The organism is Serinicoccus shuyuelongi (genome assembly GCF_045032955.1).
GTDB lineage: Bacteria > Actinomycetota > Actinomycetes > Actinomycetales > Dermatophilaceae > Ornithinicoccus.
Genome location: NZ_JBJFZU010000004.1, coordinates 48,943 through 61,584 on the forward strand (window position 1 = coordinate 48,943; position 12,642 = coordinate 61,584).

Here is a 12,642-nt window from a genome sequence, read left to right on the forward strand (position 1 = left end):
TCAGGGGGCCCCGCCCCGCGACACCAGCTCGCGGGCCAGCTGGCGGTATGCCTCGGCGCCCGCGTGCGTGCTCGCGTAGCTGGTGATCGGCTCGGCGGCGAGGGTCGCGTCCGGGAACTTCACCGTCCGGCTGATGACGGTGTGGAAGACGGTGTCGTCGAAGTGGTCGACGACGCTGCGCACCACCTCGCGCGAGTGCAGGGTGCGCCCGTCGTACATGGTCGCCAGGATGCCGTCGATCTCCAGCCGGGGGTTCAGCCGGTCGGTGATCTTCTCGATGGTCTCGATCAGCAGGGCTACCCCGCGCATCGCGAAGAACTCGGTCTCCAGCGGGATCACCACCCCGTGCGCGGCGGTCAGCGCATTGACGGTGAGCAGGCCCAGCGAGGGCTGGCAGTCGATGAGGATCACGTCGTAGTCGTCCATCACCGGGCGCAGGGTGCGGGTCAGGATCTGCTCCCGGGCCACCTCACCGACCAGCTGCACCTCGGCGGCGGAGAGGTCGATGTTGGCCGGGAGGAGGTCGATGCCGGCGACCCGGGTCGGCTGGATGACGTCGCGGACGTCGTGGCCGCGCTCCACGAGAAGGTTGTAGACGGTGACGTCGAGGTCGTGGGTGGGGACGCCCAGACCCACCGACAGGGCGCCCTGAGGGTCGAAGTCGACCATCAGCACCTTGCGTCCGTACTCGGCCAACGCGGCGCCCAGGTTGATGGTCGTCGTCGTCTTGCCGACGCCACCCTTCTGGTTGCACATGGCGACGATCCGGGCGGGTCCGTGGCTGGCCAGCGGCGGGGGTACCGGGAAGTCAGGGAGCGGTCGCCCGGTGGGCCCTGTCTGCCCCACGCCCGTGGTCTCCGTTCCGGGCAGCCGGTCGTGCGTCACGTCGTCTCTCCAGCCTGTCGTGGTCGTGGTCGGCGTCCCGCCGATCGCCCCTGACCCTAATCGCTGGGTCGAGGTCACCACCAGTCGGCTGAACCTCGACCTGAGGTCGAGGTCAGGCCCTCCGGGCCCGGGGGTGCGCCATGGCGTAGGCCTCCCGCAGGTGCTGGGTGGAGACGTGCGTGTAGATCTGGGTGGTCGACACGGAGGCGTGGCCGAGCATCTCCTGGACCACCCTGACGTCGGCGCCACCGTCCATCAGGTGCGTCGCGAACGAGTGCCGCAAGGTGTGCGGTGAGACCTGGGCGCGCAGCCCCGCCCGCTCGGCGGCGGCCTGGATGGCCGACCACGCCGACTGCCGGGACAGCCGCCCTCCCCGGGAGTTGAGGAAGACCGCGGGACCGCCGGACCCACGCCGGGCCAGCTCCGGGCGTCCGCGGACCAGCCAGCCGTCCAGGGCCTCACGGGCATACCGGCCGAGCGGGACGATGCGCTCCTTGCGGCCCTTGCCGAACAGGCGCACCACTCCCCCGCTGCCGTCCTGCGCCCGGCCCGGCTCCAGGTCATCGACGTCCAGCCCGAGCGCCTCGCTGACCCGGGCCCCGGAGCCGTAGAGCACCTCCAGCAGCGCCCGGTCACGTAGTGCGGCCGGGGTGTCGCCCAGGGCCGCGGCCTGCAGCAACCGCTCGACGTCGTCGACGGACAGGGCCTTCGGGAGCCGCCGCGGCGGTGAGGGGGGCGCCACCTCGCGGGCCGGGTCGTCGACGGACTCCCCCTCCAGGGCGAGGAAGGTGTGCAGGCCGCGCACCGCGACCACCGCCCGTGCCGCCGAGGTGGCCGCCAGCGCGGGGTGCTCGTCGTCACCGGTGCGCAGGTGGGCGAGGAAGTCGGTGACGTCCTGCTCACGCACCTGACCCGCCTCCCGCACACCCCGGGAGCCGACGAAGGTGAGGTAGCGGTCCAGGTCCCGGCGGTAGGCGCGCAGCGTGTGCTCCGAACGGCCGCGCTCGACCCGCAGGTGGTCCAGCCAGTCGCGCACCGCGCGCGCCAACGGCGTCGGCACTCCGGTGGGGGTCTGGGCAGGGCTCACCCGACAATCTTCCCAGCAGAGCGGGTCGGCGCAGCCGCGGGCCGCCGGTCGGTCACACTGACCGCATGCGCTGGTATGCCTCCGCCCCCGCCCGCCGGACCCGTCAGATCGTCGCGGACGCCCTGGTGCTGGCCTGGGTGATCGCCTGGGTGCTCGTCGGCCGCTGGGTCTTCGACCTGGTGATGGCCCTGGCTACGCCGGCCGGCCCGCTGCGCTCGGCGGGGACCGGTCTGGAGTCGAGGATGACCGAGATCGCCGGCCGGGTGACGCAGATCCCGCTGGTCGGCGACGAGCTGGACACCCCGTTCGCCGGGGCGGCCGGGGTCGGCACCGACCTGGTCGCCGCCGGCGACCGCCTGGAGGCCGCGGTGCGCACCGTCGCCCAGGTGGTCAGCTTGCTGACGGCCGGCACCCCGATCCTGCTGGTCGTCCTGCTGTGGGCCGTGGTGCGGGTGAGCTGGATGCTGCGGGTCCGCCGGATGGGTCGGCAGCTGGAGGACCCGCGGACCCAGGAGCTGCTCGCCCTGCGGGCGCTGGTGCACCAGCCGCCGCGCCGGCTGCAGGAGCTGCACGCGGACCCGGTGGCGGCGTGGCGCTCCGGCGAGCCGTCCACGGTCCGGGCGCTGGCCGACCTGGAGCTCGCCGCGCTCGGGGTGCGCAGCCGGCAGTAGCAGTGCCGTGAGCGGCGCCGGCTAACCGTGCCGCTCGCGCAGCACCCGTTCCACGTCGGCCAGCCCGAGACCACGGGAGCGGAGCAGCACGAGCAGGTGGTAGAGGAGGTCCGCGGACTCCCCCAGCAGGGCGTCGTCGTCCTGTGCGACGGCGGCCAGGGCCGTCTCGACGCCCTCCTCGCCGACCTTCTGGGCGATCCGCCGGACCCCACCGTCGAAGAGGCTGGTGGTGTAGGAGCCCTCGGGCATCGCCGCATGCCGGTCCCGGACCACCTCGTCCAGCTCGTGCACGAAGGAGCCGGGCCGGGCCTGCGGGCCGAAGCACGTGGCGTCCCCGGTGTGGCAGGTCGGTCCCTGCGGCAGCGCATGGATCAGCAGGGTGTCCCGGTCGCAGTCCATCTCGACGGCCTCGACCCGCAGCACGTTGCCGCTGGACTCGCCCTTGGTCCACTGCCGGCCGCGGCTCCGGCTGTGGAACGTGGCCAGGCCGGTCTCCCGGGTGGTGGCCAGGGCCTGCTCGTCCAGGAAGCCGACCATCAGCACCTGCCCGGTGCGGGCGTGCTGGACGACGCCCGGGACCAGGCCACCCGCCTTGGCGAAGTCGACCTGGACCTCCGCCCCGGAACCAGCATCGACATCGACCACCGGCATACCCTCGTCCTGCACCGGGCTCATCTGCGCACCTCCACCCCGGCCGCGGCCAGGGTCTGCTTGAGCTCGGGGATCGGCACCGAGCCGTTGTGGAAGACGGTCGCGGCCAGGGCGCCGTCGACATCGGCCTCGCGGAAGACCTCCACGAAGTGCTCGGGGGTGCCGGCGCCGCCGCTGGCGATGAGCGGCACCGGGCAGACCTCCCGGACGGCTGCCAGCTGTTCGATGTCGTAGCCCTCACGGACCCCGTCGGAGCCCATGCAGTTGAGCACGATCTCGCCCGCGCCCAGCTCGGTGACCCGCCGGACCCAGTCCAGGGTGGTCACCTCCAGCGCCCGGGTCGCGTCCGGGCTGCCGGTGAGCTGGCGGATCCGCCACCGGCCGTCCTCGTCCCGCAGGCTGTCCACGCCCACCACCACGCACTGCACCCCGAAGGCGTCGGCCAGCTCGGCGACCAGCTCCGGGCGCTGGGTGGCCGGGGTGTTCACCGAGATCTTGTCGGCCCCGGCGTGCAGCACCGCCCGGGCGGTGGCCACGCTGCGGATCCCGCCGGCCACGCAGAACGGGATGTCGATGGCCCGGGCCACCCGCTCCACCCAGGCCACGTCCACCCCGCGCTCCTGCGGGCTGGCGGTGATGTCGTAGAACACCAGCTCGTCGGCACCCTCCCGGGCGTAGCGCTCGGCCAGCTCGACGATGTCGCCCATGTCCCGGTGGTCGCGGAACCGGGTCCCCTTCACCACCCGTCCGTCACGGACGTCCAGGCACGGGATGATCCGGCGGGCCAGCGTCATACCGACTCCTCGCGCACGGCCTCGGCGACGGTGAACCGTCCCTCGAGCAGCGCCTTGCCCAGGATGATGCCCGCGCAGCCGTGCTTGCGCGCGGTGCGGACGTCGTCCACCGACCGGGCGCCGCCCGAGGCCTGCACGTCCAGGGCCGGGTTCGACCGGGTCAGCATCGTGTAGAGGTGGAAGTTCGGGCCGGAGAGGGTGCCGTCCCGGCCGATGTCGGTGCACAGCACGTGCCGCAGACCCGAGCCCTGGTAGCGGTGCAGGGTCGCGGTCAGCTCCTGCTCCCCCACCGAGGTCCAGCCGGCGGTCGGCAGCATCCACGTCCCGTCCGGACCGATCCGGGTGTCCAGGGCCACGGTGATCCGCTCCGGCCCGAACCGGTGCAGCCACTGCGCCACGGTCTCCGGCTCGTGCACGGCCAGCGAGCCGACGACCACCCTGGTCGCGCCGGCGTCCAGCAGCCGCTGCACGTCGTCCTCGCTGCGCACCCCTCCCCCGGTCTGCACCTGCAGCCCGGTCGTCTCGACGATCCGGGTCAGGGTGCTGCCCAGCGTGTAGCCACCCGCGCGGGCGGCGTCCAGGTCGACCAGGTGCAGCCAGGCCGCGCCGGAGCGGGCGTAGTTCTCGGCGACCGCGACCGGGTTGTCGGTGTAGCGCGTCTCCTGCTCGTAGTCCCCCTTGAGCAGGCGGACGACGGCGCCGTCCCGGACGTCGATGGCGGGGTAGACGGTGAACGGTCCGTCGTCGGGCACTGATATCACTCCGGTGTCGCTGTCGGTCGGGGGGTCGTGCGTCATCGGTCGACCTCCCGGAGGAAGTTTCGCAGAAGTCGGGACCCGAGCGAAGCCGAGCGCTCCGGGTGGAACTGCGCCCCCCAGCGCAGACCGGAGCGGACCACCGCGCTCCACGGGCGCCCGTGCTCGGTCGCGGCCAGCGTGTGCGGGCCGGCGGGCGACGCGAAGGAGTGCACGAAGTAGGCGCGCTCGCCCTCCTCGATGCCCTCCAGCAAAGGGTCCTCGACGAGGCCGGTCAACGTGTTCCAGCCCATGTGCGGCACCCGGACCCCCGGCCCGGCAGGTATGCCGACCACCTCGCCGGGGACCAGGCCGAGCGTCGCCACCCCGCCGTCCTCGGCGGAGCGCTCGAAGAGCAGCTGCATGCCCAGGCATACCCCCAGCAGCGGCACCTGGACCTGGCCCAGCACGTCGACCAGGTCCAGCTCGTGCAGCCGGCGCATGCCGGCCCCCGCGGCGCCGACGCCCGGCAGCACGACCCGGTCGGCGGCCAGGATGTCGGCCGGGTCGGCCGTCAGCCGGGAGGTGGCGCCGAGGCGCTCCAGGGCGTAGCTGACCGACCCGATGTTGGTCCCGCCGCCGTCGACGAGGGCGACCCTCACAGGACTCCCTTGGTGGAGGGCAGCTCGCCGGCGTCACCCTGCCGGGCGATGGCCATCCGCAGCGCGCGGGCGACGGCCTTGAAGCCGACCTCGATCTGGTGGTGGGTGTTGGTGCCGGTGACCGACAGGTGCAGGGTGCACCGCAGCGCGTCGGCGAAGGAGCGCCAGAAGTGCTCGACCATCTCGGTGGAGAACTCGCCGACGCTGGGGCGGTCGAAGGTCCCCTCGTAGGCGAAGTACGGCCGTCCGGACAGGTCCAGGGCGGCGGTCGCCTGCGCCTCGTCCATCGGGAGGGTGAAGCCGTAGCGGCCGATCCCCCGCTTGTCGCCCAGGGCGGTGCGGATCGCCTCGCCGACGGCCAGCGCGACGTCCTCGATGGTGTGGTGGTCGTCGATGTGCAGGTCGCCGTCGCAGCGCACCGTCATCGCGAACCCGCCGTGCTTGGCCAGCTGGTCCAGCATGTGGTCGTAGAAGCCGATGCCGGTGGCGGCGTCCGCGCCGCCGGTCGCGTCCAGGTCGACGTCGACGCTGATCCGGGTCTCGGACGTCGAGCGTTCCACGTGCGCCGTCCGGGGCCGGTCCGCCAGCTCGTGGGCGATGTCGTCCCAGGTCCGGGCCGGCAGCAGGTAGCTCGGCACCCCGAGCGCGTCGCCGAACTCGACGTCTGTGTCCCGGTCGCCGACCATCACGCTGCGTTCCCAGTCGACCGAGCGGTCCTTGAGCAGGTGCACCACCATGCCGATGCCCGGCTTGCGGGTCCAGGGTGCCTCGGGTCCCGCGTGGTGGGGGTCGACGTGCACCTCCTTGAAGGTCACGCCCTGGCTGCCGAGGACCTGCAGGACGAGCTCATGGGGGCCTTCGAAGTCCTCGGCGGGGAAGGACTCGGTGCCCAACCCGTCCTGGTTGCTGACCATCACCAGGTCGAAGCCTGCGGCCTGGATGCGCAGCAGGGCGGGGATGACCCTGTCCACGAAACGCACCTTGTCCAGACGGTCGACCTGGTGGTCCTCCGGCTCGTGGATGATCGTGCCGTCACGGTCGACGAAGCAGATCGGTCGGGGGCTCATGCTGGGCTCTCCTTCACGAGGGGGCTGAGGGGATCCGGGCTCTCCGGGATGGTGGTGGCCCCGGCGACGGCACGGCGCAGGGCGTCCATCTCCTGGCCGGTGCCGATGGTGATGCGCAGGGCGTCCTCCAGGGCGGGCAGGTGGCGCATGTCGCGGACCGCGATACCGGCCCTGCGCAGGGTGCCCAGCAGGGCGTCCGGCTCGACGCTGCGGACCAGGAAGAAGTTGGCCTCGCTGGTGTAGAGGATGCGCACCTCGTCCAGGTCGCGCAGCCACCGGCCCACCTGGTCGCGCAGCCGCAGCACCTGGCCGACGTGCTCCCGGGTGGCCCGCATCGCCGGCTCACCGAGGGCCTCCAGCGCGAGCCGGGTCACCGGCTCCGGCACCGGGTAGGGCGCCTGGACCCGGCGCAGCACCGCCGCCAGGTCGGGGTGCGCCAGGGCGATCCCGACCCGGGCCCCGGCCAGCGCGTGCGCCTTGGAGAGGGTGCGCAGCACCACCAGCGTGGGGTGCTCCTCGAGCAGGGTGACCGCCGAGCGCTGGGCCGCGAACTCGCCGTACGCCTCGTCGACGACCACCACCGCCTGGTCGGCCAGCTCTTGGGTCAGCGCCGCGATCTCGCGCAGCGGCACCACCGAGCCGGTGGGGTTGCCGGGGGAGGCCAGGAAGACCACCCTTGCGCCGTGCTCGCGGGCCGCCGCGGCCACCGCGGCGATGTCCACCCGCCAGACGGGCTCGTCGTCGGCCTGCGGCACGTCGATCACCGGGACCCCGTGCAGCCGGGCGGAGACGGCATACATGCCGAAGGTGGGTGAGGTGATCACCACGCCGTCACCACCCGGACGGCACAGGGTGCGGATCAGCAGCTCGATGGCCTCGTCGCTGCCGCGGCCCACCACCACCCGCTCCGGGGTGGTGGCCCAGAGGTCGGCGAAAGCCTCGACCAGGGCCGGCGGCTGCGGGGCCGGGTAGCGGCGGCTGGTCCCGTCCGGGTCGGCCAGGCTGGGTGCACCGGACTCGTTGGCGTTGAGCCACACCCGGGTCGGGGGCGTGTCCCCGTCCTGGGCGAAGCTGGTCCGCGCCGAGGAGTAGCCGGCGAAGTCGCGCAGGTCCTCCCGGACCAGGTGCGCCGGGAAGGTGTCCTGGCTCATCCTGCGGCCTCCGACATCCTGGCCAGCCGTCGGGTGACCGCCCGCTGGTGGGCGTGCAGCTGCTCGGCCTCGGAGAGCCGCACCGCGCAGGGCCCCACCTCGGCCAGACCGGCCGGGGTCGCCTGCTGCACCGTCATCGCGATCTGGAAGGCGGAGACGTTGACGCCGCCGGTGAAGCGGGCGGCGCCGGCGGTGGGCAGCACGTGGTTGGTGCCGGAGCAGTAGTCGCCCAGCGTCTCCGGGGTGTGGTCGCCGAGGAAGACAGAGCCCGCACGGTCGATGCGCCCGACCCAGGCGCGCGGGTCACGCAGCGCGAGGATGAGGTGCTCGGGGGCGTAGTCGTTGGAGATCTCGACGGCGGTGTCCAGGTCGGCGGTGACGATGAGCCGGGAGCCGGCCAGGGCCTTGCGGGCGATGTCGGCCCGGGGCAGCGTGTCGACCTGCTCGGCGACCTGCTCGGCCACCGCCTGTGCCAGCGCGGGGGCGTCGGTGAGCAGCACCACCTGGCTGTCGGGTCCGTGCTCGGCCTGGGACAGCAGGTCGGCCGCGACGAACTCGGGGTCGGCCCCGGCGTCCGCGATGACCAGCACCTCCGAGGGCCCGGCGGGCATGTCGATCCCGGGTCCGCCCTCGGCGGTGCTGACCTGCCGCTTGGCCTCGGTGACCCAGGCGTTGCCCGGTCCGAAGAGCTTGTCGCACGCGGGGACGGTCGCGGTGCCGTAGGCCATCGCCGCGACCGCCTGGGCGCCGCCGACCAGATAGATCCGGTCGATGCCGCACTCGGCCGCTGCCGCCAGCACCGAGGGGTCGGCGGTGCCGTCCGGGCGCGGCGGCGTGCAGAGCACCACCTCGGGGCAGTCGGCCAGCTGGGCGGGGATGCCCAGCATCAGGGCGGTGGAGGGCAGCGGCGCCGTCCCGGCGGGGACGTAGAGACCGACCCGGCGGATGGGGCGGACCACCCGCTCGCAGACGACCCCGGGGGCCGTCTCGACGGCATACCCCTGCTGCATGCCGGCCCGGTGGAAGGTGCGGATGCGGCCGGCGGCCTCGGTGATGGCGGAGCGCAGCTCGGGGTCGAGGCCGGCCCGCGCGGCGTCGCGCTCGGCGACCGGGACGGCCAGCTCGTCCAGCTCGGCACCGTCCAGCCGACGGGCCAGGCGGCGCAGCGCGGCGTCCCCGTCGGCGCGGACCTCGGCCAGGATCTGGCGCACCCCCGTGCTCACCTCGGGTCCGGCGGCCGCGGTGCCCCGGCGCAGGGCCTCTGCGCGACCGGCGTCGTCGAGGTCGTTCCAGGTCAGGACGTTCATGCCAGCATCCCTTCGACGGGGAGGACCAGCAGGTTGTGGGCTCCGACCTGCTTCAGGTCCTCGAGCTTGGCCCAGGAGATCGGGCCGTGCACCAGCATCTGGATGGCGACCTCGTCGCGTCCCTCGACCGCGGTGACGGTCGGCTCGTGGCCACCGGGCAGCAGCGGGAGCACCTCGTCGAGCACCCCCCGGTCCGCACGCAGCATCAGCAGCCGGGCCTCCTTGAGCTGCACAGCGCCGTCCAGGCGGCGGATCAGCAGGTCCGCGATCTCCTGCCGTCCGTCGTCGAGCTGGGCACGCGGACCGGCGATCACGGCCTCGCTCTCCAGGATGGTCGTGACCGGCTTGAGCTGGTTGGCGCGCAGCGTGCCGCCGGAGGAGACGAGGTCGCAGACCACGTCGGCCTGGCCGAGGCGGGGGGCGATCTCGACGGAGCCGTTGAGCAGCACCGGTTCGGCATCCACACCCTGCTCCGTGAGCCAACGGCCCAGCGTGTGCGGGTAGGACGTCGCGATCCGCAGACCGGTGAGCTGCTCGGGACCGACCCACTCATCACCCTCGGCGATCGCGACATCGAGTCGGCAGGCACCCCACCCGAGCTGCCTCCACTCGGTCAGCTCCACGCCGCGTCCCTGCGCGGCGTGCGCCAGCCCGTGCTCGACCAGCACGTTGCGGCCGACGATCCCCAGATCACAGACCCCGTCCGCGATCAGGCCGGGGATGTCGTCGTCGCGGACCAGCAGCAGGTCGACCGGCAGGCTCTCGCCGTAGCAGAAGAGCCGGTCGCGGCTCTCCCGCCAGGTGAGGCCGCAGGAGGCCAGCAGCTCGCGGGCCGGGTCGCCGAGGCGGCCGGACTTCTGGATCGCCACGCGCAGGCGGTCACGGGGCGGGGCAGGCGGGGTCATCGGGACCTTCCGGTGGGCAGGGGTGGTGTGGGGGGCACGGGGCGCCGTGCGGTGCGGGAGCAGGTGGCCGACTCGGCTCAGGGGTGGGACGGCTCCGGCTGATGCTCATGATGGCGCAGGGCGGAGCGGTAACCGCCGGCGCCACCCTCGAGGCAGCGCGCGATCCGCCCGACCGTGGTCACGCTGACGCCGGTGACCTCGTGGATCTGCCGGTAGGGCATCCCCGCGTCGAGCAGCGGCACCACCGACCACCGGTCTGCCAACGCCTCGATCTCCGCGGGGGTGCACAGGTCGTCCAGGAAGGCGTCGACGGCGGCCGGGTCGTCCAGGCAGGCGAGCAGGCGCGCCAGCTCGGCGCGTGCCCGGCGGCCCCGCCCGGGGGCCTCGTCGCGGTGCTTCATGCCTGCGTCTGCTCCTGCGTCGTAGAGGGGTGGCGCCGTTGTGTACCAGCGCGCTAGTACGCTACCACGGCGACACCGCCGCCCCCGCATCCAGGACGGTTGCCTACACTCCTGGTGCCCTTCCCCCCACGCGACCTGGAGCCCGTATGCGCCGCGCCCTGCCGACCCTGTTCACCCTGTCCGCCCTGGCGCTCGCCGGGTGCGGCTCCGGGGAGGACGAGGCTGCCACCGACCCGGCCACCGCCGAGGCCGGAGCGGGAGCGCTCAGCTGCGAGGAGCCGCCGGCGCTGCCCTCGGCGCCGGCCGGCTATGCCGCCGAGGACCTGCCGGAGCCGGTGTCCGGGGACCCGGCCACGCTGGACGCGACGCTCACCACGAGCTGCGGCGACATCGAACTGGAGCTGTACGCGCAGGACGCCCCGCAGACGGTGGCCTCCTTCGCGTTCCTGGCCCAGGAGGGCTACTGGGAGGACAGCCGATGCCACCGGCTCACCACGGGTGGCATCTTCGTGCTCCAGTGCGGTGACCCGACGGGCTCGGGCTCCGGCAGCCCCGGCTACGGCTACGGCATCGAGAACGCCCCGGAGACGGGGATGTACCCGGCCGGCACCCTGGCGATGGCCCGGACCGCCGACCCGGAGAGCAACGGCGGGCAGTTCTTCGTGGTCTACGAGGAGACGATGCTGCCCACCGACGGCGGTGGCTACTCGATCTTCGGCCAGGTGACCGAGGGCCTGGACATCGTGCAGGCGCTCGCCGAGGAGGGCACCGAGGGTGGCGGCTCGGACGGCGCCCCGGCGCAACCGGTCAGCATCCTCTCGGTGGACGTCGACTCCTGACCGAGCGTCGCCCGTGGTTGCCCTCAGCCCCACCGGGCGTCGCCCGTGGTTGCCCTGAGCCCCACCGCGCGTCGCGGGTGGTTGCTCAGACCAGCGGCTGGGCCAGCTCCACCCGGAGCGCGGAGACGACCTCGTCCCGCGGCACGGTGAACTGGTCCTGACGGCGCAGGTCCTTCAACGTCACCGTGCCGTCCGCCACCTCCTGGGCGCCCAGGAGGGCGACGAACCGGATGCCCGCGCGGTCGGCATACCGGAGCTGCTTGCCGAGCTTGCCGCCGTCCAGCACCGCCTCGGTGTTGATCCCGCCGTGCCGCAGCTGCGCCGTCAGCGCCAGCTGGTCGTCGAGCAGCTCGGCCGCCACCTGCGGCACCAGCACCTGGACCGTCGACTCCCCCAGCGAGACGTCGATGAGGCCGGCCTCGCGCAGCTGCCAGAACAGGCGGGACAGCCCGATCGAGATGCCCACCCCCGGCAGCCGAGAGCGGGTGTACTGGCCCGCGAGGTTGTCGTAGCGGCCGCCGGAGCAGATGGACCCGATCTCCGGGTGCTCGTCGAGGGTGGTCTCGTAGACGGTGCCGGTGTAGTAGTCCAGGCCGCGGGCGATGGAGAAGTTGAGGCAGTAGTTCTCCTCCGGCACCCCCAGCGCCCGCACCAGGGCCAGCACCTCACGCAGCTCGGCGACGCCCTCGGCCAGCGCATCGCTGCCCGACGAGGCGATCTCGACGGCCTGCAGCCGGTCCAGGGCGTCCTGATGGCTCCCGGACCGCACCTGCGCGAAGCCGAGGACCTGCTCGACCACCTCCGCGCCGAGACCGAACCCGTCCCCGGTCAGGGTCTGCCGCAGGTGGTCGGGGCCGCGCTTGTCGAGCTTGTCGACCTCGCGCAGCACCGCAGCCTGCGTGTCCGGGTCGCTGATGCCCAGGTCCTCGTAGAACCCGCGCAGCAGCTTGCGGTTGTTGATCTGGATGGTGAACGGGCCGATCGCCACATCGGTGAAGATCGCGTTGATCACCGCGGGGCACTCCGCGTCGTGCCGGACCGACAGCTCACCGGAGCCGACGATGTCGACGTCGCACTGGTAGAACTCACGGAAGCGCCCCCGCTGCGGCCGCTCCCCCCGGTAGACCCGCTGCATCTGGTAGCGCCGGAACGGGAAGGTCAGCTGGTGCTCGTGCTCGGCCACGTACCGCGCCAGCGGCACCGTGAGGTCGAAGCGCAGCGCCATCTCCGGCACCGCCTCCCCGGCGCCCTCGCCCCGCGACTTCTCCAGCGCGCCGGTCGACTGCACGAAGTAGACCTGCCGCTCGGTCTCGCCGCCGGTCTTGGTCAGCAGCACGTCGGAACGCTCGAAGACGGGGGTCTCGATCGGCAGGAAGCCGAACCGCTCGTAGCCGGAGCGGATCGCGTCCAGCATGCGTTGGAACGCCACCTGCTCGGGTGGGAGCAGCTCGAGGACACCGGAGGGCGTGCGCGGGGAGATCACCGGTG

General features: G+C 73.2%; 14 protein-coding genes. 2 read left to right on the forward strand and 12 right to left on the reverse strand.

Annotation, left to right across the window (positions count from 1 at the left end; genetic code table 11):
* Both ACI3EY_RS06535 and ACI3EY_RS06540 read right to left on the reverse strand, forming a co-directional pair.
* Window positions 1-885 (reverse strand): ParA family protein, encoded by an 885-nt coding sequence (locus ACI3EY_RS06535; protein ID WP_405037155.1) that lies wholly within the window; start codon window positions 883-885, stop codon window positions 1-3.
* Window positions 886-997: 112 nt separating this feature from the next.
* Window positions 998-1,972 (reverse strand): site-specific tyrosine recombinase XerD, encoded by a 975-nt coding sequence (locus ACI3EY_RS06540; RefSeq protein WP_405037154.1) that lies wholly within the window; start codon window positions 1,970-1,972, stop codon window positions 998-1,000.
* A 65-nt stretch (window positions 1,973-2,037) separates the two neighbouring features.
* Here ACI3EY_RS06540 and ACI3EY_RS06545 point away from each other — a divergent pair, with 65 nt between their 5' ends.
* Entirely contained in the window at window positions 2,038-2,643 is a 606-nt protein-coding gene (locus ACI3EY_RS06545) for a hypothetical protein (protein WP_405039838.1), read from the forward strand.
* Between the two features lie 21 nt (window positions 2,644-2,664).
* On the opposite strand, the gene hisIE is transcribed toward ACI3EY_RS06545, so the two are convergent.
* The 9 genes from hisIE to ACI3EY_RS06590 form a co-directional block, all read right to left on the reverse strand.
* Window positions 2,665-3,318 carry a bifunctional phosphoribosyl-AMP cyclohydrolase/phosphoribosyl-ATP diphosphatase HisIE gene (gene hisIE, locus ACI3EY_RS06550; RefSeq protein ID WP_405039839.1) on the reverse strand — a complete coding sequence of 218 codons (654 nt, stop codon included), beginning with the start codon at window positions 3,316-3,318 and terminating at the stop codon, window positions 2,665-2,667.
* A complete protein-coding gene (gene hisF / locus ACI3EY_RS06555) occupies window positions 3,315-4,088 on the reverse strand; it encodes an imidazole glycerol phosphate synthase subunit HisF (protein ID WP_405039840.1) in 774 nt (257 codons plus the stop codon). The genes hisIE and hisF overlap by 4 nt, the downstream gene beginning before the upstream one ends.
* On the reverse strand, window positions 4,085-4,885 hold the full coding sequence (hisA, locus tag ACI3EY_RS06560; RefSeq protein ID WP_405037150.1) for a 1-(5-phosphoribosyl)-5-[(5-phosphoribosylamino)methylideneamino]imidazole-4-carboxamide isomerase: 801 nt from the start codon (window positions 4,883-4,885) through the stop codon (window positions 4,085-4,087). Before hisA ends, hisF begins: the two co-directional genes overlap by 4 nt.
* Window positions 4,882-5,484, reverse strand: a complete 603-nt coding sequence (gene hisH / locus ACI3EY_RS06565) for an imidazole glycerol phosphate synthase subunit HisH (RefSeq protein ID WP_405037149.1) — start codon at window positions 5,482-5,484, stop codon at window positions 4,882-4,884. The genes hisA and hisH overlap by 4 nt, the downstream gene beginning before the upstream one ends.
* A complete protein-coding gene (gene hisB / locus ACI3EY_RS06570) occupies window positions 5,481-6,551 on the reverse strand; it encodes a bifunctional histidinol-phosphatase/imidazoleglycerol-phosphate dehydratase HisB (protein WP_405039841.1) in 1,071 nt (356 codons plus the stop codon). The genes hisH and hisB overlap by 4 nt, the downstream gene beginning before the upstream one ends.
* Window positions 6,548-7,702 (reverse strand): histidinol-phosphate transaminase, encoded by a 1,155-nt coding sequence (hisC, locus tag ACI3EY_RS06575; protein WP_405039842.1) that lies wholly within the window; start codon window positions 7,700-7,702, stop codon window positions 6,548-6,550. Before hisC ends, hisB begins: the two co-directional genes overlap by 4 nt.
* The gene (gene hisD, locus ACI3EY_RS06580) at window positions 7,699-9,009 is read right to left on the reverse strand and encodes a histidinol dehydrogenase (protein WP_405037146.1); all 1,311 of its coding nucleotides are present in this window, start codon (window positions 9,007-9,009) and stop codon (window positions 7,699-7,701) included. The genes hisC and hisD overlap by 4 nt, the downstream gene beginning before the upstream one ends.
* Complete coding sequence (gene hisG / locus ACI3EY_RS06585; RefSeq protein ID WP_405039843.1) at window positions 9,006-9,914, reverse strand: ATP phosphoribosyltransferase; 909 nt, start codon at window positions 9,912-9,914, stop codon at window positions 9,006-9,008. The genes hisD and hisG overlap by 4 nt, the downstream gene beginning before the upstream one ends.
* A 77-nt stretch (window positions 9,915-9,991) precedes the next feature.
* Complete coding sequence (locus tag ACI3EY_RS06590) at window positions 9,992-10,315, reverse strand: YerC/YecD family TrpR-related protein (protein ID WP_405037144.1); 324 nt, start codon at window positions 10,313-10,315, stop codon at window positions 9,992-9,994.
* Window positions 10,316-10,461: 146 nt separating this feature from the next.
* Here ACI3EY_RS06590 and ACI3EY_RS06595 point away from each other — a divergent pair, with 146 nt between their 5' ends.
* Window positions 10,462-11,154 (forward strand): peptidylprolyl isomerase, encoded by a 693-nt coding sequence (locus ACI3EY_RS06595; RefSeq protein ID WP_405039844.1) that lies wholly within the window; start codon window positions 10,462-10,464, stop codon window positions 11,152-11,154.
* An 85-nt stretch (window positions 11,155-11,239) separates the two neighbouring features.
* Here the strand turns inward: ACI3EY_RS06595 and hisS are convergent, their stop codons facing one another.
* Window positions 11,240-12,637 (reverse strand): histidine--tRNA ligase, encoded by a 1,398-nt coding sequence (gene hisS, locus ACI3EY_RS06600; RefSeq protein ID WP_405039845.1) that lies wholly within the window; start codon window positions 12,635-12,637, stop codon window positions 11,240-11,242.
* Between the last annotated feature and the right edge of the window lie 5 nt (window positions 12,638-12,642).